This window comes from Acidithiobacillus sp. 'AMD consortium' (assembly GCF_008926505.1).
Lineage (GTDB): Bacteria > Pseudomonadota > Gammaproteobacteria > Acidithiobacillales > Acidithiobacillaceae > Acidithiobacillus > Acidithiobacillus ferridurans.
This window is the reverse complement of record NZ_CP044411.1, coordinates 429,212-450,924: the sequence shown is the minus strand read 5'-3', so window position 1 is coordinate 450,924 and position 21,713 is coordinate 429,212. Positions and strand designations below refer to the sequence as shown.

Here is a 21,713-nt window from a genome sequence, read left to right as displayed (position 1 = left end):
ATCGATCATGGCTGGGAAGCTAAAGAGAGAGGTAGGATTTTCAGGGCTCATTTTCGCCAGTCTGGGTGGAATCATCGGCTCCGGCTGGCTATTTGGTCCGCTGGCTGCAGCGCAGGTGGCCGGACCCCTCAGTATTTATTCATGGCTGATCGGCGCCATCACCATTTTGTTTCTCGGCCTGACTTATGCCGAGGTCGGACCTTTATTTCCAAAAGCAGGTGCCGCGACACATATTGCCAACGTAGTACATGGCAATCTACTCGGTAAGATCTGGGCGTGGCTGTTGTTTATGTTCTACATCGCCATCGCTCCAGTGGAGGTGGTCGCCGTACTGACCTATGCCAACAATTATATTCCCGGACTGTTGGTAGGCGACACCGGCCTGCTGAGCGGCCCGGGACTCATCAGCTCCGTAGTGCTTCTGGGGTTCATGTTCCTGCTCAATTTCTTAGGTATTCGCCGGATAGCCAACATTTTTACCGGACTGGGCTGGTGGAAACTGGCCGTACCCGTCCTTACCATGATCGTCCTCGTCGTATTCTCCTATCATCCCGAAAATTTGCATGTCCTCCACTGGCATGAAAACGTGCATGGCATGTTCGTTGCCGTCGCATCATCGGGCATTGTCTTCAGCTACCTGGGTTTTCGACAGGCGATCGAACTGGGTGGTGAAAGCCGCGAACCTGGCAAACATATTCCCCTGGCGGTAATTGGTGCCATCGTGATCGGTGCGATTATTTACGTCGGTCTGCAATGGGCCTTTTTGGTCAGCTTGCCCCCGTCACAACTGACCCAAGGCTGGACCAAACTGAGTTTTTCCGGGGTATTTGGTCCTTTCGCCGCCATTGCCTCGCTTTTGGGAATAGGCTGGCTGGCGGTCCTGATTTATGCCGACGCCTTGATCTCTCCGGGAGGCACCGCTCTGGTATATGCCACATCTGCGGCCCGCGCCGTGGTCGCCAACGGCGAAGTCGGGGCAGGCCCCAGCTTCTTTACCAGGATCACCGAGGGGGGGGTGCCCTGGGTGGGGATCATCGTCGCCTATGTGATCGGGTGCGTCTACTTCCTACCCTTTCCTTCCTGGCAGAAACTGGTGGGTTTTATTACGACCATCTCGGTGATCACCTACGGTATCGGACCTATCGTCCTGCTGCAATTGCGCCGTTCCCTGCCTGACCTGGAAAGACCTTTCCGCTTGTGGGGCGCGCAGATCATCGCGCCCATTGCGTTTATCCTTTCTTCACTCGTCGCCTACTGGGGCGGTTTCAAGGCGTTGACTTACATCTTCGGCACGCTGTTCGCCATCCTGATCATATATGGCATCGTATACAGGATTCGCGGCAGCCGTGCTGGCACTCCCCTGGGGTTCAAGCATATCACCTGGATATTCCCTTATTTTTTAGGGCTCTGGGTGCTTTCCTGGTTTGGACCCAAGGTATTGGGGGGCCAGGGAGTCATCCCCTTTTACTGGTCCATGGTGGCCGTTGCAGTGCTGGCGCTCATCTCCATGGTCTGGGCGTTGAAGGTGACGGTGCCCGACAGCCAGATATCCGAGTACTTCTCGGTCATGAACAAAGAAGGAGTGGAACTGTAGCTTCGCACGAAACACCACCATCCCCGGCGGGTGTTCCGGCACGAGCAGAGCAAAGCGTAGTTGCCCGTCTACTTCCTGTAATTTTTGCGCCGGAACAGATCGACCTTCCGTGAGACCAGCCGGTCGAGAAACAGCAGGCCGTCGAGATGGTCCATTTCATGTTGGACCGCCCTGGCCTCGAAGCCTTCGCACTCGTAACTCCGCTCCCGTCCCAGGACATCCTGGGCCTGCAGCTGTATGCGTTCCGCGCGAATGACATTGCCCGTGAAATCCGGCACCGACATGCAGCCTTCCCGGCCCACCGCCATGCCCTCCCACGCCGCCAGTTCGGGATTGATCAGCACCATAGGCCCATGGCAGTCGTCTCCCAGTTTGGGGCGCACATCGACGATCACGATACGTTGCGCGCGGTCCACCTGCGGCGCCGCAATACCTACTCCCCCCGGACCGGCATACATGGTCTCGGTCAGATCATCGATAAAGCGGCGCAGATCGTCGTCGAATACGCTGACCGGATCGGCCTTGCGCTGCAGCCGGGAGTCCGGATAAGTCAGAATCGGGAGTACGGCCATCAGAACACCGCCGACTCGATGGGATGCACACCGATGTCCACCCCTTCCTTTTCGCGCAACGGCGCTACGACCTTGCGGACGCTCTCCGTACCCTCCGGAGCGTAGCCCTGAATGACCATCACGTAGAGGGGCCGCTCGGGGCTACCGGTGCTCTCGCTTTCCAGGTCGATCACATTGAACCCGATAGCCGCCAGCGCTCCGGTGACACCCGCGACGATGCCCGGATGATCGGCCCCGTAGACCGTGACCCGGGTATTCGGCATATCCGCGGTCGGCGCGACACTGGAGACGGGGTCCAGATGTACGCGCAGATTGAGGCGTTTGATGGCCGGGTCCAGCGCCATTTCCACGGAGCCCAGATCACGCGGGTAATCGATGATCTGCATGATGGTGAAGTAACCGCCGAGACGCATCATCGAGGCGTCCCCGATGGAGCAGTCCGCGGTGTACAGGGCCTGAGTGACCGCGGCGACGATACCGGGGCGATCCTCGCCGATGACCGTAAGAAGGGCTTGACTCATCCTAGACTCCTATGGCGAGGATTTTCGCCTGCACGAGATAACGAAAACAGTATTCCAGCAATTCAAGATGGTGTCTGGCCGCCAGAAAGTCCGGGCCCCAGGCCGTCACTCCATGGAGGTGAATCAGCGCGCCGGGGACACATGGCAGTGCCCCGGTAAACTCTCTGTCCATATCTTCGGCAATCCGCGCGACGTTCAGATGATTGGCGAAGACCGGCAGGTCCACGTGCGGCTCGGCATCGGGCACGCCCAGACCTTTGAGCATTTCGAGCGACGGCAGACGCAACCGGCCCCGCCGCGCGAAGTGTCCGCAAAGATTGGCCTCGATGGAATGGACGTGGAATATGACCCGGGCGTCGGGCACGTGCCGGTAGATCGTCTCATGGATGGCGGCCTCGGCCGAAGGCTGGCGTCCCGGTGGGGCCTGCACCACCTGACCCTGCAGATCCACCAGAACGAAATCCCCGGCGTCCAGCCGATCCTTGGGGCGGCCGCTGGCAGTGATCCAGAAGGTATCGGTATCGCGGCGTGCCGACAGGTTGCCAGCGGTGCCCAGCATCCAGCCCCGCGCATAAAAATCGCGGGCCGCCGCAGCGAGATGGGTGCGCGGATCATCCTGCATGGGCAGGCTCCCGCCACCAGCCGCGTTGATCGAGAGCGGCGCTCACGTCCGCGAAATCGTCGAAGGGCAGGAAATCTCTCCCCTCGGCGCGCAGATATTCCGCGAGGCGGTCCCGCGCACAGACCAGAGGACACTGCCGGGCGACCCGCAGATCGGTGATGGAATCCCCGATACAAACGGCATCCCGGGGATGGTAGTGTGCGACCACGGCGGCCTTGGCCACCAGTTCGTGATCATCCTGCCAGGGGGAGGACACCCGCAGCCATTCGCCCGTGGTATCCACCTCGAGGCCATGGATGGCGTAAATTTCCTGGCGGTAAGGGGCGAGGACGATCTCGGCCATGCGCGTGAAGCCGCCGGTGACGACGATAAAAGGAATACCGGCCTGGTTGGCATGAGCCAGTAGCCCGTCGAGTCCCGGACGGATCTCCGTATCCCGCACGAAATCCTCCAGTTCCGGCCAGCGCCACGAAGGGATGGTGCCCAGCACCTGCGGCAAGCCGTCACGCAGGGTCAGGCGCTGCGCGTAGATTTCCGGCAGTATCCGGGCGGCAGCCTGCGGCGCAAAATGACGCATCAGGGCCACGAAAACTTCGCTCCGGGCGATGGTGCCGTCGAAGTCGCAAAAGATGGCTCGTTGCATCAACCCTGTCCCCATTTTTCCACCGCTGCCCGCAAGGGCCCGGCGGGCAGATCTTCCAGAGCGCGCGGTGCTGCGTTCTGCCAGCGCTCGATGGCTTCGCGAAAGGCCAGCACGCCGCTGGCGGGGCCCTGGGGATGGTCCATGATCCCGGTCCCCGCATTGAGAATGACCTCCGCACCATAGTCGTCGAGGATGCGCCCAACCATGCCGGGATGCACGCCCGATGAAGGCACCGGTGCCACGCCCCGCGCCCGCAGCGCTTCGACGATGGCCCATTCGTCCGCCGCGGCGAAGGGCAGGCTGCCGTACTGCGCCGGATAGAGCACCGCATCGGCCCCCCCATAGGTCATCAACGTACCGAGCAGAGCCCCATAAGAAAACCCGTAATCCGGCGCGCCGCACCAGGCACCCGCCAGAGACGGATGGGCGAAGATCGGCACGTCGATGTCCGGATCGGCGACCAACGCCTCCAGTACCGGGAAACCATATGCCAGCACATTCAGGAGCAGCGCATTGGCACCGGCGGCCACCAGTTGCAGCGCGAGCGTTTGCACCTGGCGTGCATCCCCCGAGAGATTCACCGCATAGAGCAGGTCACGACCCGTCTGATCCCGCCGCGCCTCGATCACCGGCGCACAAGCCTCCCAGCGCGCCAGGGCCGCAGCCATCGGCAGGTCCGGGAGGATTTCGTCATCCTTGATGATATCCAGCCCGGCAACGGCAACCTTTGCCAGAATTTCGGCATGGTCCTCAGCCGTCAGCCCCAGCGCCGGCTTGAAAATGGCCATGACCAAGGGCCGTTCCTGCACCCCCAATCGTGCGCGGATGCCCTCCAGCCCAAAGCGCGGCAAACGTCCGAAGTGCTCCGGCAAACGGATTGCCGCCACCTTGGCAGGACCCGCCAGGGAATATTTGCCGAAAATCATGGTGAGCAGGCTGCCGAGGCGGCCGTCCACATTGGCGGCGGGGAAGCGCACCGTGGCCTGATGACACCCGTCCGCCAGTTCGGTAACGGCGGTCACCTTCCCCAGATGGCCGCGCAACTGCGCCTCCCGGTGCTGAAAGTGCGCATCCCAGCTTCCGGCCGTCTGGCCGATGGCGATGGCCTGCGCCTGTGAGCGGGCGTCCACCCCGGCGGGAAACCGGTAATCGACCTCAATGAATGCCGTCATGGGTTGGGAAAAGACCGCAGGGCGCGATCGGTATAATGCGGTGTCCAGCCGCCGCGCGCGCTGAAGTAGCGCACCGCCTTGATCCGTTGCGCATCCGTGAGACGAAACCAGTGCTCCACCCCAGCCGGGATATGGACATAATCCCCTGCATGCACGGTCAACTCGACTTGCGCGCCGTCTTCCAGAACGAAGCCGAAAACGCCTTCCCCGTCCACGATATAGCGCACCTCTTCATCGTCATGGGTATGCGCGCGATGAAAACGGGCGGTGAGCTCCGCCAACTGCGGATGCCGGGGATACAACACCACCAGATCCCGCTCCTGATAGCCCCTCTCCCGCTGCAAACGCCGGAAGACGTCATCCAGGGCCGTCAGCAACGCCGCCTGTGCCTCCGGATCGGGTTGCAGCTCGGTCAGCAGCGCCGCGGCCCCCGCGCCGGTCACCGGAATCGCCTGCAAGGTGACGCCCAGAGGCGCCAGCGTGGCGGCGATCCGCGCCGTATCCGTGATCCGCTGCACCGTTTCCGCATATTGCAAAGCCGCCATGCTAACCGCCCTCCTTCCAGATCAGAGAAGCCATTCGCCCGGTAACGCCGTCGCGCCGATAAGAAAAATAACGCGCGGGGTCCGCCACCGTACACAGATCACCGCCAAAAATGGCCCGCACCCCGGCCCCCCGTAAACGCCGCCGCGCCAGCTCATAAATATTTGCCAGCCAGCGATCGCCGGACCCACGGCGAAAGGCCCCTGCCGCTCCGGCGTCCGCCGCCAGAAAAGCCGCCCGGACTTCCGGCCCGACCTCGAAATGATCGGGCCCGATGGCTGGTCCCAAGTATATCAGAATCTCCTCCGGTGCCACCCGCATGGCCGCCACGCCGCGTTCCAGGATACCCGCCAGCAGCCCTCGCCAGCCGGCGTGGAAAACGCCGACCTGCCGGCCATCCCGACTGCAGGCCAGGACCGGCAGGCAATCAGCCGTGAGCACCGCCAGCACCACACCCGGCGTGCCGGTGACCGCGCCATCCGCCTCCGGGATACGGGCCGGCGCCGCCGGCAGGGTGGCGACCTCCGTGCCATGCACCTGCCGCAGCCAGCAGGGTTCCCCGGGCAATTTCAGCACGGCCCGCAGCCGTTCCCGATTCCCTGCCACCGCCTCCCGTGCATCGCCCACATGATCACCAAGATTGAAGGAGGCGTAGGCCCCCCGGCTGACTCCGCCACCGCGCAGGGTGACGGCGCCGTGCACCCGCTCGGGCGCGGGCCAGTCCGGCACCCAATAACCGGCCTCTTCAGTCACCATCACGCGCACGGCGCAGCAGCGCCAGCAATTCGGTCATGTCGTCGGGCAGCGGGCTTTCCCAGGTCATCAGCTCTCCGCTTGCGGGATGGTAAAGACGCAGGCGCCAGGCATGCAACGCCTGGCGACGGAACTGCCGCCAGCGGGCCAGCGCAGCCTCATCCAGTCCTTTCGGCACCGTCCTCCGCCCCCCATAGACCGGATCGCCCACCAGCGGGTGGCCGATATGCGTCATATGCACACGAATCTGATGGGTGCGCCCCGTCGCCAGGCGCAGGCGCAGATAGCTGTGACGGGGGAAGCGCTCCACCAGCCGGTAGTCGGTCTGCGCCGGCCGGCCGTCATCACGCACCGTCATCCGCAGACGATCCTGAGCGTGCCGGCCGATGGGCGCGTCCACCCGGCCACCTCCGGTCATTGCCCCCGTCACCAGCGCGAGATACTCGCGGTGCATGGTGTGGTCACCGAGCTGATCGATCAGCGATTGCCGCGCCATTTCCGTTTTTGCCACCACCAGCAGACCGGTCGTGTCCTTGTCCAGCCGATGGACGATACCGCCGCGGGGCAGATAGGCGTTCTCCGGCACATGGGCCAGCACGCCGTTGACCAACGTGCCGTCGGGATGACCGGCGCCGGGGTGGGTAAGCTGCCCCGCCGGCTTGTGCACGACAAGAATATCCGCGTCCTCATGCAGAATATGCAGGGGCAGGGTCTCGGCCAACCAGTTGCTGGGTTCGATCTGCGGCCAGTCGACCATCACCTGCTCACCGCCGCGCACCCGCGCACTGGGCTTTTCGGGCACGCCATCCACCAGAATCCGGCCATCGCGCAGCAAGGCCTGGATACGGCTGCGGCTGGTTTCCGGCAGCAACTGGCTCAACACCGTGTCGAGGCGCTCGCCGACCTGCTCCTCTGGCAAAATCATGGGAAGTCCCGTACTATCGTCGCTCATGGCTCGCCACTATAGACTATTGTCCTTCATGAGCAAACGCATACTGATGTCCCTATGCTGTACCGCCCTGATCGCCGGTTGCGCCAGCACTCCGAACAACCATGACAGCTCTACCGTCAGCCACGAATCCGCCCGGGCGCTGTTCCAGCCCGCCAAACACGCCATGGATCGCGGCGACTACGCCGCCGCCATCAAGCTTTTTGAAGACCTGGAGACTCGCTACCCCTACGGCCCTTACGCCGAACAGGCGCAACTCGATACGGCCTATAGTTATTACCAACGCGGAGATTCCGAGGCGGCGGTGGCGGCGGCCGAACGCTTCATCAAGCTGCACCCGGCCAATCCCTATGTGGATTACGCCTGGTATCTGAAAGGCATCGCCCATTATCAGGCCATTCAGGGAGCACAGGAAAATCCCCGACCCGCCGAGGAGGCCCTCAGCACCCTCGACACGCTGGCCAAACGCTGGCCGCACAGCGTTTACGCCGCCGACGCCCGCCTGCGCATAGCCAAGATCATCAACATCCTCGGTCAGCGCAATCTGGATATCTGCAAGTTCTACTATGTGCGTCACGCCTACGTCGCCTCGGCAAACCGCTGCAACACGGTAATCACCCGCTACCAGTTGAGCGCGGCGCGGGAAGAGGCGCTCTACTATCTGACGCGGGACTACCGGCACCTGAACCTGCCGCAACTGGCGCAGACCACCGCCGCGGTGCTTGCCTACAACTACCCGGGAAGCAAGTATCTTGCCGATCTCGGCAGCAGCGCAAAGCCCGGCTGACCCAGTTGGGGGCGATTGCCGCCCCCGCCCCGGTCAGACCGCCTCGTCGCCCTCTTCTCCGGTACGGATGCGGATCACCCGCTCCACCGAGCCGACGAAAATCTTGCCGTCACCGATCTTGCCGGTCCGCGCCGCCTGTTGGATGGCTTCGATGGCGCGATCCGCCATGTCGTCGCTGACCACCACCTCCAGCTTGAGCTTGGGCAGGAAGTCCACCACATACTCGGCACCGCGATAAAGCTCCGTATGCCCCTTCTGACGGCCGAAACCCTTGACTTCGGTAACCGTCATGCCGGCCAGCCCCATCTCCTGAAGGGCCTCGCGCACATCATCCAGTTTGAACGGCTTGATGATCGCCTCAATCTTCTTCATAGCAGAGCTCCTCGCGCAGACAACACAGCTTCCCAGGAATGGTAGCCATTGGTGATAGGATAACGCCGATCCTTGCCGAATGCGCGGGCGCTGATCCGCACACCGGGCGCAGCCTGACGCCGTTTATATTCAGCACGGTCGATAAGGCGCAGCACCCGCATCACCGTTTCCGCCGGAAAACCGGCGGCGATGAGGTCCACGGCACCGTGGTCTTCTTCCACATAGGCGGCGATGATGGCATCCAGCATCTCATAAGGCGGCAGGCTGTCCTGATCACGCTGGTCCGGCGCCAGCTCCGCCGATGGTGGCCGGGTCAGCACCCGCTCCGGAATCACCGGACCCAGGCTATTGCGATAGCGGGCGAGGCGATAGACCAGCGTCTTGGGGCAATCCTTGATGACCGCAAAACCGCCGGCCATGTCACCATACAGGGTTGCGTAGCCGACGGCGATTTCGCTCTTGTTGCCCGTGGTCAGCAGCAGGTGGCCGAACTTGTTGGAATAGGCCATGAGCAACGCGGCGCGGATGCGCGCCTGCAGATTCTCCTCCGTGGTGTCGGCCGCACGCCCGGCGAACAGGGGCGCCAAGGTCTCCAGATAACTATGGAACGGCCCCTCAATGGAGACGATGTCGGTGCCCACCCCGAGGCTCCGGGCCTCGGCCACGGCATCCGCGATGCTCATCTCCGCCGTATAGCGGGAGGGCATAATCAAGGCGTGAACCCGCTCCGCCCCGAGGGCGTCCACCGCCACCGCCAGGGTCAGCGCCGAGTCCACCCCGCCGGACAGGCCCAGCACCGCGCCGGGAAAGCCGTTTTTTTCCACATAATCGTGTACACCCAGACGCAGCACATCGTAGACTTCCGCGCTCTCGTCGGGCACCGGTGGCAATGGCTGATCCGCCTGCAAACGGATGCCGGCGTCATCCCGGTCCACCTCCAGCAGCACCAGCGCTTCGGCGCAACGGGCGGCGCGCAGGACCAGCAGCCCGTTCCGGTCGACGGCGAAGGACTGGCCGTCGAAGACCAGTTCATCCTGCCCCCCCACCAGGTTCACATAGACGATGGGCAGATGACAGCGGGCCGCCAGGGCGCCCACCTCATCCTCGCGGACACGCTGCTTGTTCAGATGATAGGGCGAGGCGTTGAGCACCAGCAGCAACTCGGCACCCTGCGCCTGAGCCGCCTGCGCCACTCCCGGCCCGCACCAGACATCCTCACAGATGGCCACGCCACAGCGGATCCCGGCGCAGGCGAACACCAGCGACTGCGCCCCCGGCGTGAAATAACGCACCTCATCGAATACCGCGTAATTCGGCAAACAATGCTTGTGGTAAAAGTCCTCGGCATGACCCCCACGGAGCAGACCGGCGCTGTTGTAGAGGTGCTCCTGCACACGCCGGGGGTGGCCCACCAGCATGGGCAGGGGCGCTTCCGCGGCGAGACGCTGCATGGCGGCGTCGCAGGCCTGCAGAAAGTCGGTACGCAGGAGCAGATCTTCGGGAGGGTAACCACTGAGCGCCAGCTCCGGCGTCAGCAGCAGATCGGCGCCAGCCGCCTGCGCCTCGGCGGCGGCGGCCAGCAGACGATCGGCGTTGCCCGCCACATCGCCGACCCGGCAGTTGACCTGCGCCAGGGCGATACGCATCAGCGCCCCAGCACCTCGGCGGCCCGGGAACCCAAATCGGCGGGGGAATGCACACAATGGACGCCCGCCGCTTCCAGTACCGCATATTTGGCCGCCGCCGTCCCTGCACCGCCATCGATGATCGCCCCCGCGTGGCCCATGCGCTTGCCCTTGGGTGCCGTGGAGCCGGCAACGAAAGCCACCACCGGCTTACGGACATGCGCCTGGATAAAGCCCGCCGCGTCTTCCTCCATACGTCCGCCGATCTCGCCCACCATGACGATCACCTCGGTCTGCGGGTCCGCCTCAAAAAGCGCCAAGACCTCGATGAAGCTCATACCGATCAGCGGATCGCCGCCGATACCCACGCAGGTACTCTGCCCCAAGCCCAGACGGGTGGTCTGTTCCACCGCTTCATAGGTGAGGGTGCCGGAGCGGGAGACGATACCTACCCGTCCGGGCTGGTGAATGGCGCCGGGCATGATCCCGATCTTGGACTGTCCGGGCGTGATGATCCCCGGACAGTTGGGACCGATGAGCCGTACCGCCGTGCCTGCCAGATAATGCTTGACCATCAGCATGTCATGCACGGGAATGCCCTCGGTGATGCAGACGATGAGTTGAATACCGGCGGCAGCCGCCTCGATAATGGCGTCGGCGGCGAAAGGTGAGGGTACATAGATCACACTGGCCTCAGCCCCGGTGTTCTGCACAGCGTCAGCCACCGTATCAAACACCGGCAGATCGAGATGGCGGCTGCCGCCCTTGCCGGGGGTCACGCCGCCCACCATGCGAGTGCCGTAAGCCACGGCCTGCTGCGAGTGAAATGTCCCCTGCTTGCCGGTAAAGCCCTGGCAGATCACACGGGTGTCGCGGGACAGCAATATGCTCATAGATGCACCAGAATCAGGATAAGAAGAACAACGATCAACGCCTCTCCCAGAAGCAGGAGAAGCACATAGGGATTGCGCCGGGGCGCTGGATGAATTTTGGCGACCTCGGACCGCAAGGCCGCCAGATCCTGCTGCAGTGCCTGCACATCGCCCGCCTGCGCCACGGATTTGAGCCGCTCGTCGAGGATCTGATCGAGCAGCACGGCCATTTCCGCCATCACCTCGGCGCTTTTCTGATCCGCGCCGCGCTTCACATAAGCGTCGGCCAGACGCGAAATCAGCGGGCCGGAATTGCGCAGCATCGGCCACAGACGCTGCAACCAGAAGATATTGATGGACACGTCAGCCTTGTGCCGCCGCCACGGCCTTCATCGCCGCATCGGCGAGACCATCGGCGGTGATCAGGGACAGCCCGCTCCCCCGCAACAACGCCATGCCCTCCTCCTTCCGGGTTCCTTCCAGACGCACCACCACCGGCAGGTGAAGGCCCACCTCCGCCGCCGCCTGGATGATGCCCTCCGCCAGCAGATCACAGCGGGTGATGCCTCCGAAGATATTGACCAGTATGGCCTTGACCCGGGTATCCGAGAGGATGAGTTTGAAGGCCTGGTTGACCTTGTCCGCGGCCGCGCCCCCGCCCACATCCAGAAAGTTGGCGGGATCGCCGCCATGCAGCTTGATCAGGTCCATGGTCGCCATGGCCAGACCCGCACCGTTGACCATGCAGCCGATGTTACCTTCCAGGGAGATGTAATTCAGCCCGAACTGCCGCGCGGTGATCTCCCGCCCGTCCTGCTGGGTAGAGTCAAAGAGTTCGTCGGACTCGGGGTGGCGGTATAGGGCATTATCGTCCATCACCACCTTGGCATCCAGGGCCAGCAGCCTGCCTTCAGCGGTGATGGCGAGAGGATTGATCTCCACCATCAGGGCATCGAGCCGTTGCGCCAGGCGATACATGCCCTGCATGATGCGCGTAAGCTGTTGCACCTGGCTGGCGTCCAGCCCGAAGCGGAAACCGATCTGGCGCGCCTGAAAAGGCAGAAAGCCCGTACTGGGTTCGACCACCACCCGATGCAGCGCCTCGGGCCGGGAGGCCGCCAGCTCCTCAATGTCCACACCGCCTTCACGGGTCGCCAGAAAGGTGATCCGCGCCTGCCCACGGTCTACCATCAGGGCCAGATAAAGCTCGCGGGCGATGCGGCTCGGCTCCTCGATCAGCAAAGCCGCCACGTGCTGCCCCTGCGGGCCGGTCTGCGCCGTGACCAGCGGTTTGCCCAGCAGCTCCTGGGCGGCCTTTTCCACCTGGGCAATGCTGTCCACCATCCGCACGCCACCGGCCTTGCCGCGTCCACCGGCATGCACCTGCGCCTTGACAACCCAGGCCGGGCCACCCAGTTCACGGGCCTGATTGACGGCCTCCCGCACCGAGAAGGCGGGAATGGCGCGAGGCACCGGCACCCCTTCCTCGGCAAGCAGGCGCTTGGCCTGATACTCATGCAAATTCATGATATTTCCTCACAAACGACGCATCAGCGCCGCACTGAACTCCGCGGTACTCAGGGCGGGCACGTCACCGCGCAACGCCGCCAGATCACCGGTCACTTCGCCGCCAGCGATGGCCGCGTTCATGGCCGCCATGATGCGCGTCGCCGCCTCGCCCCAACCCATATGCTCCAGCATCATCACCGCCGACAAAATCAGCGAACTGGGATTGGCCTTACCCTGCCCGGCGATGTCCGGCGCCGTCCCGTGGGTGGCCTCAAAAATCGCATGGGTATCGGAGAGATTCGCCCCCGGCGCCATGCCGATGCCGCCCACTTCCGCCGCCAGCGCATCGGAAATATAGTCGCCGTTGAGGTTGAGCGTGGCCACCACGGCATAATCTTCCGGCCGCAGTAGAATCTGCTGCAGGAAGTTGTCGGCGATGACGTCCTTGATGATCAGCTTGCCATCGGCGGCGGCCCGCTGCTCGGCCTGCTGCGCCATTGCCTTGCCCTCCGCCTTGCTGATCGCCGCCTTCTGCCGCCAGGTGAAGACCCGTCCGGCGAACTCGCGCTCGGCCAGGGCATAGCCCCAGTCACGAAAACCGCCCTCGGTGAACTTCATGATATTGCCCTTGTGCACCAGACTCAGCGAAGGTTTGCCATGCTCCAGCGCATACTGGATGGCGCGACGCACCAGACGCTCGGACCCCTCCACCGACACCGGCTTGATGCCGATGGCGGAACTGGCGGGGAAGCGGATTTTGCTGACCCCCATCTCGTCCTGTAAAAAGCGGATGATTTTTTCGGCTTCCGGACTGCCCGCCGGCCACTCGATACCCGCGTAGATATCCTCGGCGTTTTCCCGGAAGATGACCATGTCGACCTTCTCCGGGTGGCATACCGGGCTGGGCGTGCCCGTAAAATAACGCACCGGCCGCAGGCAGACGTAAAGATCCAGATCCTGGCGCAGCGCCACATTGAGGCTGCGGATTCCACCACCCACCGGGGTTTCCAGCGGCCCCTTGATGGCGATCTTATACTCGCGGATAGCGGCCATGGTCTCTTCGGGCAAATACTGTCCCGCACCATAGAGCGTCACCGCCTTCTGCCCGGCAAAAAGCTCCATCCAGGCGATCCGCCGCTGACCGCCATAGGCGGCCTGCACCGCCGCATCCACCACCCCACGCATGGCCGGCGTGACATCGCAGCCGATCCCGTCCCCCTCGATGAAGGGAATGATGGGTTGATCGGGCACCTGCAGCACCCCGTCCACCTGGGTGATGGGCTTCCCCTGAGCCGGAATCTGAACATGCGTCATGGTCACGATGCCTTCTCCAGTTGTTCACGCGCCCAGGACAGGGCGCCCCCCTTGAGGATCAACTCCAGGTCCCGGGCGCTCGCCAACTGCGGCATCACGGAAATCTCGAATCCCCCGGTTTCGTCGCGCACGGTCAGTGCCTTGTTCAGCGCCAGCCCACCGAGCTCCACGCTGAGCTGATCCCCCGCCTGCACCCTGGCATAATCCGCCGCGTCCACGAAGGTCAGGGGCAAAATACCGAAGTTGACGAGATTGGCCAGGTGAATGCGCGCAAAGGACTTGACCAGCACCGCGCGCACGCCGAGATAACGGGGCGCCAGCGCCGCATGTTCACGGCTGGAACCCTGCCCGTAATTGTGACCCGCCACGATAAAGCCGCCCCCGGCAGCCTTGGCGCGGGCCGGGAAAGTCTCATCCACCATGTGGAAGACAAACTCCGAAATGGCCGGCAGATTGGAGCGCAGCGGCAGCACCTTGGCCCCCGCCGGCATGATGTGGTCGGTGGTGATGTCATCTTCCAGCCGAATCAGCACCTCGCCCCGCAATCTTGCCGGAGCGGCCTGGCCGGTGGGGAGTTTGGCGATGTTGGGGCCGCGGATGATGTCCACCGGACTACCTTCGGCGGCGGGAGCGAGCACCATCCGGTCATCGACCAGAAAACGCTCCGGCACCGGCACATGAATGGGCGCCAGCCCCAGGTCGCGGGGATCAGTGATCACCCCGGTCAGGGCGCAGGCGGCGCAGGTTTCCGGGCTCGCCAGATACACCGCCGCATTCTTGGTACCGGAACGTCCATAGAAATTGCGGTTGAAGGAACGCACCGAGACGCCTTCCGTGGGCGGCGCGAAGCCCATGCCGATGCAGGGTCCGCAGGCTGATTCCAGAATGCGCGACCCGGCCCCGATGAAGTCCAGCAGGCCGCCATCCCTGGTCACCATCTCCATCACCTGACGGGAGCCGGGCGACACCCCCAGACTGACGCCGTCAGCGACGACCTTTCCCTTGAGCATGCTTGCCACGGTCATCAAATCCGTATAGGACGAGTTGGTGCAGGATCCGATGGCCACCTGCGCCACGGGCGTTCCCGCCACCTCGCGCACTTTCCGGACGTTGTCCGGGCTGTGCGGACAGGCGATGAGGGGCTCCAACTGGTCGAGGTCGATTTCCAGCACCTCGTCATAACGGGCATCGGCATCCGCCACCCACTCCGACCACGAGGCATCGCGCCCCTGCGCCGCCAGATAACGGCGGGTCACCGTATCACTGGGGAAGATACTGGTGGTGGCGCCCAATTCGGCGCCCATGTTGGTGATGGTCGCCCGCTCCGGCACGCTGAGGTGGGCGACGCCCGGCCCGAAATACTCGAACACCTTGCCGACGCCGCCCTTCACCGTCTTGTGGCGCAGCACTTCGAGGATGATGTCCTTGGCGCTGACGAAAGGCTGCAAGCGGCCGGTCAGCTTGACCCCGACCACCTGCGGCATATTGAGGTTGAAAGGCAAGCCACCCATGGCCAGGGCAATGTCGAGACCGCCCGCACCAATGGCCAGCATGCCCGCTCCGCCGGAAGTCGGCGTGTGGGAATCGGAACCCAGCAGGGTACCACCCGGCCGGGAAAAGCGTTCCAGATGCACCTGATGACAGATGCCGTTGCCGGGACGCGAGAAATGCACGCCATATTTCGCGGCAAAGCTTTGCAGAAAACGATGATCGTCGGCGTTCTCGAAACCCGACTGGAGCATGTTGTGGTCCACATAGGACACCGAGAGTTCCGTGCGCACGCGCGGCAAGCCGAGGGCCTCGAATTGCAGATAGGCCATGGTCCCCGTGGCGTCCTGGGTCAAGGTCTGGTCGATACGGATAGCGATAGGGCTCCCCGCTTCCAGCGCGCCACTGACCAAATGCGCGGCAATAATCTTCTGGGTGACATTCATGGCCATGAACTGCATCTCCTGATCTACGGGAAATCGTCGGGAACAACGGGTGCCTCCATCATCGCAAAAGCACCGCCCCGCGCCAAGTATCCGCAGCGAGCGCAAAACCCTTGACCAGGTAGCCACGCAACTGCTGGGTGGCCCAAAAGGAATCCTCTACAACTGACTCTGGTGCCAGCTCCCCATCGGCGAAGAGGTTGCGGAGGTGCTGGCCGGCGTTCTGTTTGGTGGTGAGGAACGTGTCCGCCATCTGGTTCTGGTTCAGGCAGGCGGATCATCGCAACCGATGGGCGGCCAGTGGTGGCTGGATCGTGCGAATCATCCAGCGGCTGGCCTTTGGGAAAGCACACCCCTGTTTCTTTTCGTAGCGCCCAGTAGTACCAGTCTGCCAACTCCTGGTAGAACTTCTCGTTCAGCGCCTTGACGTCCAGCACGGTCATCCAAGCCTTGTACAACTGCTCGAAGCTGGATGGAACGAATTTTTTGCTGCGTGGGCCAGTCCAAGGTTTTGTTGCTGGCGTAGCCGAGCATTGAGAGCAATTCGAGGGCGCTTGTGCGCAAGTCGCCGGTGGCCGTTGACTTCAGGGCATCTTCAAGGCGTGTGCGTAGTTGATTATCACTCGCCAATTTATCGTTCCGGCTTTGTCATGCTCATGCCTGCCAGTCTTCAACGGGCAAGGTGGGCACACGGGTGAATTCGCCGGTGTTGTGCGTCACCAGGGTCAGTCTATTTGTATGGGCAATTGCCGCAATCAGCAAGTCGTTTCCACCGATCAGGCGACCAGCGCGCTGGAGGTGTGCGCGAATTTCTCCATAAGCTTCGGCTGCCGAATCGTCGAATGGCTGGCGCGGCCAATGACCAAACGCATCTTGTAGCCTTGACAGTTCTTGCGGCGGATTTTGCGCAAGACGAGCGCCGCATTGCAATTCCGCCCATACCACGCTGCACAACACCAATTCATTCAGGCCTTGGTCGCAAGGCGCGCTTTTAAAGCCGAATTGCGCCCACGCAAAATTTCAATACAGACGTTGGTGTCAAGAAGATAGCCCATCACAGTCCTTGTATGTCAGATAGTGGAAGCTGTTGCGGCCGGTCCGGGAAGTCGGGTGCGGCGCCCCATGCCCGTTCCAGCCATGCCGGATCGAATTTGCGCTTGCTTTTTGCGTGCAAATAACCGATGAAATCGAGCACTTCTCGCTGAAACTCCGGTGGCAGCGTGCTGGCTTCCTTGTCGATTGCTTCAACTAGATTGTTCATCATCCTTCTCCTTCTGGTCCGCACAATGGCGAAAATCCATCAGCGATATTCCCGCTGGCTCAATGTTACTTGATGACCAACCACGTGATAAGGTCAAAATCCGAAGTGTGTTTTACCTGCTCTGAGGCATCGGCCAGAAGTTGACGAGTTATCGTGGTTCGCCAAAAAGAAAGTTCAGATGCCCGATATCCTCCAGCTCGGCTGACAGCGCCTCATAGGCATAGATGGTGAAATATGCCGAGACAACCGATAAATGGCTGCCGGCATTGATCTTCTCGACCAGAAAGTCCGCAACTTTGCCATGCGTGCGGTTGTCGCGAATACCGAAACTGTTCGGCCTGTTAGTCGCCATCGCGTTTCCCCGCATTGTCGCCCCACGCTCCGCCGCCGCACGTCACGCCCATCGTCCCGCCCGCCGCAGACGCGCCAACGTCTCTTCCTTACCCAATAAGGCCAGGGTCGCATCGATGGGTGGTGACACCGCCCGCCCGGCCACCGCCACCCGCAGGGGTTGCGCGACCTTGCCCATCTTGCCGTCGGCATGGGTCACCGCCAGTTCCTGAATCACGCTGTGAATCGCCGCCGCCTCCCAGTTCGGCAACACGTCCAGCGCCTGCGCCAGGATTACCAGCAAGGCGCCCTGTCCGCGCAGATGCTTCTCCACATCTTTGGGTTCACCGGCCACCGGCGCCACATAAAACATCGCCGCCGCCGCAGCCATCTCCACCAAGGTCTTGGAGCGCTCCTGCAACAGCGCCACCACCGCCGAAAGCTCCGGCCCGGCCACCAGCAAAGACTCGGTTACGCCCACGGCGGCGAGGTAAGGCAGCAGATGCTGCGCCAACCCCTCCGGCGTCAGCCGCTGCATATGCTGGGCATTGATCCACAGCAGCTTCTCCGCGTTGAAGGCCGATGCCGCCTTGTTCACCGCGTCGATGCGGAAAAATTCCACCATTTCCTCGCGGGTGAAAATTTCCTGATCGCCATGGGACCAGCCCAGCCGCACCAGAAAATTGAGCAGCGCGTCGGGCAGGAAGCCTTGCTCACGATATTCCAGCACGCTCACCGCCCCGTGACGCTTGGACAGCTTCTGCTTGTCCGGACCGAGAATCATCGGCACATGGGCATAAACCGGCACCCGCGCGCCCAGCGCCTGCAGAATCTGCATCTGCCGCGGGGTGTTGTTGAGATGATCGTCGCCGCGGATCACATGGGTGATGCCCATATCCCAGTCATCCACCACCACGCAGAAATTGTAGGTCGGCGTTCCGTCGGAGCGGGCGATGATCAGGTCGTCCATTTCGCTATTCTGAAAGCGCACCGTACCGTGAATCAGGTCTTCCACCACCGTTTCGCCGTCGTCCGGGCTGCGGAAGCGGATCACCGGCGCAACCCCCTCCGGCGCCGTCGTGCGCTGCCGGCAACGGCCGTCATAGCGCGGTTTCTCGCCGCGCTGGCGCTGATCCTCGCGCATGGCCTCCACTTCTTCCCGACTGCAATAGCAATGGTAGGCCGTTCCCGCCGCCAGCATCTGCGCCAGCACTTCCCGGTAGCGGTCCATGCGCCGCATCTGATAGAACGGTCCCTCGTCCCAGTCCAGCCCCAGCCAGGCCATTCCCTCCAGAATGGCGACTGTTGCTTCCGGCGTCGAACGCTCCACGTCCGTATCCTCGATACGCAAAATGAAACGCCCCCCCTGCTGACGCGCGTGCAACCACGAGTAGAGTGCGGTGCGGACACCGCCAATATGCAGATAACCGGTGGGACTGGGAGCAAAACGGGTACGGACGGACATGATGCGCAACCTGAGGCGGCTAAAAGGGCGATGATAACAGCCTCTCCGACTCGCCGGTATCCTGCGCGGAGCGACGAACATCGTTTGACGGAAGGCATCCATTTTGCTTACTATCGGGATAGCAGTCAGCAAGCCTGATGCCAACCCCATGTTTACAATGATATCCTTGTATAAGGCATTATATCTGCGGGACACCCCTTGTGGTTCCGGCCCGCCAGGAGGGAGTATGAAGAAGCGAGTTATCGCTATGGCCACGCTGGTGGCACTCGGCGGCATTCCTATGGCATGGGCGGATAGCCAAACCATAGGCCTGCAACAAGGTGACCTCCAGAGCGGCGTAGCACAGGCCCTGAACGCCGGCGCGCAGAACGTGGACCTGCAAAGCAGCGAACCGGTAGCGGGGCCGGTCGGCACCGTCTCCGGCCTGTCGGCCACTCTGCAGCGGTTCGAGGCATCGGGCGCCTTTGGCAACCAGACGGGAACCGGCAATGTCTGGACCCATATCGACGACGGCCTGCGCATCAGCGACGTCTCCCGCGTGGAAGTGGATAAATGGCGCACCTGGTTCCTGCAACATCAGGGCAAGCTGGAACAGATCCTCGACAACTCCCGCCCCTTCCTATATTACGTGGTGAACGCCGTTGCGGAACGCGGCATGCCCATGGAGCTGGCGCTGCTGCCGGCCATCGAGAGCGGTTACAACCCCAGGGCCTACTCCCCGGCTGCCGCGGCGGGCCTCTGGCAATTCATACCCGGCACCGCACGCAATTTCGGCCTGCAAAACACCCGCTATGGCGACCCTCGCCTGAGTCTCATCGCCTCCACCAACGCGGCCCTCGATTATCTCTCCTATCTCTACAACTATTTCGGCGGCAACTGGCTCCTCGCCATCGCCTCCTACAATGCCGGGCAGGGTACCGTTTCCGCCGCCATCCAACAGAATGTCGCGGCAGGCAAGCCCACCGATTTCTGGGATCTCGCCCTGCCGCAGCAGACCGAAGACTACGTGGCCGAACTCCTCGCCCTAGCGCAGGTCATCCGCAATGCCAAGGCCTACCATGTCTCCCTGCCCTCCATTCCCAACGCGGCACACATCGCGGTCGTGACCACGCCCAAATCCGTGGCCCTGAACGTGGCGGCGAACCTGATGAACATGCCGGTCAGCGAACTGCAACACCTCAATGCCGGGCTGAGCTACGGCGTCGCCCCGGCCGACTACCATCTGGTGGTGCCCAAAGACAAGGCCGCCACCCTAAAGAGCGCGCTGCTGACCATGCCCCAGGAAGCCGCCGCCCAGCCCGTCGTTGCGCCGCAACCGGTGCCCCGCCCGGCCTTCCGTCGCCTCACCCTCCGCCCCGGTGAGACGCTCTGGCATCTGGCGCAACGGGCCGGGGTCAGCGTCGCCAGCCTCAAACGCTGGAATCACCTCCGTTCCGCGCGCGACCTGCAGGTCGGGCAGCACCTGGTCGTCTACGGCGCCGGCGGGTCCGGCCATCTGCAAAACGCCGTCTATGCCCGGAGCCGGACGCGGGCGCTCACCGTGCGTCCCGGCAACACGCTCTCCCAGCTCGCGCAACGGGCCGGGGTCAGCGTCAAGGACCTCATGCGCTGGAACCACATCCGTTCCGCGCGTGACCTGCAGATCGGCGAAACTCTGCATATCCCGGGTGGCGGCGGCAGCATGCCCGCACAGGTCTATACCGCCGCGCGCGGCAACCGGCGCCTCACCGTGCGGCCCGGTGAAAGTCTTTGGCAAATCGCCCAGCGCGCTGGAGTCGGCGTCTCTCTGCTGGCCCGCGCCAACCACCTCACCCAACGGTCCATTCTCCATCCCGGACAGGTGCTGAACATCCCGGCACAGACCATGGTCGCCGCCATCAGCCACCGCCAGGAGCGCGCCGCCAGCCTGGCGCGAACCACGACTTACGTGGTGCGTCCGGGCGACACGCTCTGGCAGATCGCCCAGCAGTTCCATGTCCAGCCCAAATCGCTGATTCAGTGGAATCGCCTGGCCTCCGCCAGCGAAATTCAACCGGGCTCACGCCTTACCATTTATACGCGCTGATCATTCTGTCATAGGGGGTTTTGCAATGGGTTTCATGGTAGGGAAAAAGGCGCTGATCGTCGGCGTGGCCAATGACCGTTCCATCTGCTGGGGCATCGCCCAGGCCATGCGCCGCCAGGGTGCGGAAGTGCTGCTCACCTATCAGGGCGAACGCACCAAAAGCCGGGTGGAGGAACTGGCCGCCCAGATCGGGGCGCCGACGCCGCTGGAACTCGACCTGATGGATGAAGCGCAACTGGCCGCCGCCATGCAGAAGGTCGGAGCGCTCTGGGGCGGCGTCGACATCGGCGTTCACGGTGCCGCCTTCGCGCCCAAAGAGGAACTCAGCGGCAGCTATCTGGACGCCACCACCCGCGAGGGCTTTCGCATCGCCCACGAGGTATCCTCCTACAGCTTCACCGCCATGGCCCGGGCCATGCGCCCGCTCATGCAGGGTCGGCAGGGCGCCTTGCTGGCCCTCAGCTACCTCGGCGCCCAGCGCGCCATGACCAACTACAACGTGATGGGGCTCGCCAAGGCCAGTCTCGAGGCCAGCATCCGTTATCTCGCCTACTCGCTGGGTGCGGACGGCATCCGCGTCAACGCCGTTTCCGCCGGCCCCATCCGCACCCTCGCGGCCAGCGGTATCAGTGATTTCCGCAAGATTCTGGAACACTATGCAGAACAAGCGCCCCTGCGCCGCAACGTGACTCAGGAAGAAGTCGGCAACGCCGCCGCCTTCCTCTGCTCCGACCTCGCCTCCGGCATCACTGGCGAGATCACCTACGTGGACGCCGGGTTCAACACCGTCGGCTTCTGAGCCGTATCGGTCGA

The 21,713-nt window shown here is 63.1% G+C and carries 24 protein-coding genes; 4 read left to right on the top strand and 20 right to left on the bottom strand.

Annotated elements, in window-relative coordinates:
- Positions 1-7: 7 nt before the first annotated feature.
- Positions 8-1,594, top strand: a complete 1,587-nt coding sequence (locus F6A13_RS02500; RefSeq protein WP_151528019.1) for an APC family permease — start codon at positions 8-10, stop codon at positions 1,592-1,594.
- Positions 1,595-1,662: 68 nt separating this feature from the next.
- Here F6A13_RS02500 and def read toward each other — a convergent pair whose 3' ends face one another.
- Genes def through rluD form a run of 8 tightly spaced genes read right to left on the bottom strand, consistent with a single transcriptional unit; the run spans position 1,663 to position 7,372 of the window.
- Positions 1,663-2,166, bottom strand: coding sequence for a peptide deformylase (gene def / locus F6A13_RS02495; protein ID WP_126604881.1), 504 nt, complete (start codon positions 2,164-2,166; stop codon positions 1,663-1,665).
- Positions 2,166-2,687, bottom strand: a complete 522-nt coding sequence (locus tag F6A13_RS02490; protein WP_113526910.1) for a glycine cleavage system protein R — start codon at positions 2,685-2,687, stop codon at positions 2,166-2,168. The genes def and F6A13_RS02490 overlap by 1 nt, the downstream gene beginning before the upstream one ends.
- Before the next feature lies 1 nt (position 2,688).
- On the bottom strand, positions 2,689-3,309 hold the full coding sequence (gene mtnB, locus F6A13_RS02485) for a methylthioribulose 1-phosphate dehydratase (RefSeq protein ID WP_113526911.1): 621 nt from the start codon (positions 3,307-3,309) through the stop codon (positions 2,689-2,691).
- Positions 3,299-3,952 carry an HAD-IB family phosphatase gene (locus F6A13_RS02480; protein ID WP_225981917.1) on the bottom strand — a complete coding sequence of 218 codons (654 nt, stop codon included), beginning with the start codon at positions 3,950-3,952 and terminating at the stop codon, positions 3,299-3,301. The genes mtnB and F6A13_RS02480 overlap by 11 nt, the downstream gene beginning before the upstream one ends.
- The gene (locus F6A13_RS02475) at positions 3,952-5,124 is read right to left on the bottom strand and encodes a RuBisCO large subunit C-terminal-like domain-containing protein (protein WP_151528018.1); all 1,173 of its coding nucleotides are present in this window, start codon (positions 5,122-5,124) and stop codon (positions 3,952-3,954) included. Before F6A13_RS02475 ends, F6A13_RS02480 begins: the two co-directional genes overlap by 1 nt.
- Entirely contained in the window at positions 5,121-5,669 is a 549-nt protein-coding gene (locus F6A13_RS02470) for a cupin domain-containing protein (protein WP_113526914.1), read from the bottom strand. The genes F6A13_RS02475 and F6A13_RS02470 overlap by 4 nt, the downstream gene beginning before the upstream one ends.
- Position 5,670: 1 nt before the next feature.
- Entirely contained in the window at positions 5,671-6,423 is a 753-nt protein-coding gene (gene pgeF, locus F6A13_RS02465) for a peptidoglycan editing factor PgeF (RefSeq protein WP_151528017.1), read from the bottom strand.
- Positions 6,413-7,372 (bottom strand): 23S rRNA pseudouridine(1911/1915/1917) synthase RluD, encoded by a 960-nt coding sequence (gene rluD, locus F6A13_RS02460; protein WP_126604877.1) that lies wholly within the window; start codon positions 7,370-7,372, stop codon positions 6,413-6,415. The genes pgeF and rluD overlap by 11 nt, the downstream gene beginning before the upstream one ends.
- 28 nt (positions 7,373-7,400) lie before the next feature.
- Here rluD and F6A13_RS02455 point away from each other — a divergent pair, with 28 nt between their 5' ends.
- Complete coding sequence (locus F6A13_RS02455; RefSeq protein WP_126604875.1) at positions 7,401-8,156, top strand: outer membrane protein assembly factor BamD; 756 nt, start codon at positions 7,401-7,403, stop codon at positions 8,154-8,156.
- 33 nt (positions 8,157-8,189) lie between these two features.
- Here F6A13_RS02455 and F6A13_RS02450 read toward each other — a convergent pair whose 3' ends face one another.
- The 12 genes from F6A13_RS02450 to gltX form a co-directional block, all read right to left on the bottom strand.
- Positions 8,190-8,528: a P-II family nitrogen regulator gene (locus F6A13_RS02450; protein WP_113526917.1), complete on the bottom strand. Its 339-nt coding sequence runs from the start codon at positions 8,526-8,528 to the stop codon at positions 8,190-8,192.
- Entirely contained in the window at positions 8,525-10,174 is a 1,650-nt protein-coding gene (locus F6A13_RS02445; protein WP_126604873.1) for an NAD+ synthase, read from the bottom strand. The genes F6A13_RS02450 and F6A13_RS02445 overlap by 4 nt, the downstream gene beginning before the upstream one ends.
- A complete protein-coding gene (sucD, locus tag F6A13_RS02440) occupies positions 10,174-11,046 on the bottom strand; it encodes a succinate--CoA ligase subunit alpha (RefSeq protein WP_126604871.1) in 873 nt (290 codons plus the stop codon). Before sucD ends, F6A13_RS02445 begins: the two co-directional genes overlap by 1 nt.
- Positions 11,043-11,387, bottom strand: coding sequence for a hypothetical protein (locus tag F6A13_RS02435; RefSeq protein WP_126604869.1), 345 nt, complete (start codon positions 11,385-11,387; stop codon positions 11,043-11,045). Before F6A13_RS02435 ends, sucD begins: the two co-directional genes overlap by 4 nt.
- A gap of 1 nt (position 11,388) precedes the next feature.
- Positions 11,389-12,552 carry an ADP-forming succinate--CoA ligase subunit beta gene (gene sucC / locus F6A13_RS02430; protein ID WP_113526921.1) on the bottom strand — a complete coding sequence of 388 codons (1,164 nt, stop codon included), beginning with the start codon at positions 12,550-12,552 and terminating at the stop codon, positions 11,389-11,391.
- Positions 12,553-12,561: 9 nt separating this feature from the next.
- Positions 12,562-13,848 carry an NADP-dependent isocitrate dehydrogenase gene (icd, locus tag F6A13_RS02425; RefSeq protein WP_172959411.1) on the bottom strand — a complete coding sequence of 429 codons (1,287 nt, stop codon included), beginning with the start codon at positions 13,846-13,848 and terminating at the stop codon, positions 12,562-12,564.
- Positions 13,849-13,850: 2 nt separating this feature from the next.
- Positions 13,851-15,788, bottom strand: a complete 1,938-nt coding sequence (locus F6A13_RS02420; RefSeq protein WP_113526961.1) for an aconitate hydratase — start codon at positions 15,786-15,788, stop codon at positions 13,851-13,853.
- A 52-nt stretch (positions 15,789-15,840) separates the two neighbouring features.
- Entirely contained in the window at positions 15,841-16,032 is a 192-nt protein-coding gene (locus F6A13_RS02415) for a hypothetical protein (protein WP_126604867.1), read from the bottom strand.
- Between the two features lie 401 nt (positions 16,033-16,433).
- Entirely contained in the window at positions 16,434-16,736 is a 303-nt protein-coding gene (locus F6A13_RS02410) for a type II toxin-antitoxin system VapC family toxin (RefSeq protein WP_225981916.1), read from the bottom strand.
- Between the two features lie 97 nt (positions 16,737-16,833).
- Positions 16,834-17,043: a DUF2281 domain-containing protein gene (locus tag F6A13_RS02405; protein WP_126604865.1), complete on the bottom strand. Its 210-nt coding sequence runs from the start codon at positions 17,041-17,043 to the stop codon at positions 16,834-16,836.
- Between the two features lie 145 nt (positions 17,044-17,188).
- The gene (locus F6A13_RS02400) at positions 17,189-17,392 is read right to left on the bottom strand and encodes a hypothetical protein (protein ID WP_181710120.1); all 204 of its coding nucleotides are present in this window, start codon (positions 17,390-17,392) and stop codon (positions 17,189-17,191) included.
- A gap of 42 nt (positions 17,393-17,434) precedes the next feature.
- Entirely contained in the window at positions 17,435-18,835 is a 1,401-nt protein-coding gene (gene gltX, locus F6A13_RS02395) for a glutamate--tRNA ligase (RefSeq protein ID WP_126604863.1), read from the bottom strand.
- A gap of 226 nt (positions 18,836-19,061) precedes the next feature.
- Between gltX and F6A13_RS02390 the strand changes: the two genes are divergently transcribed.
- On the top strand, positions 19,062-20,900 hold the full coding sequence (locus F6A13_RS02390; RefSeq protein ID WP_113526927.1) for a LysM peptidoglycan-binding domain-containing protein: 1,839 nt from the start codon (positions 19,062-19,064) through the stop codon (positions 20,898-20,900).
- A gap of 25 nt (positions 20,901-20,925) precedes the next feature.
- Complete coding sequence (locus F6A13_RS02385; protein ID WP_113526928.1) at positions 20,926-21,699, top strand: enoyl-ACP reductase; 774 nt, start codon at positions 20,926-20,928, stop codon at positions 21,697-21,699.
- Positions 21,700-21,713: the final 14 nt, after the last annotated feature.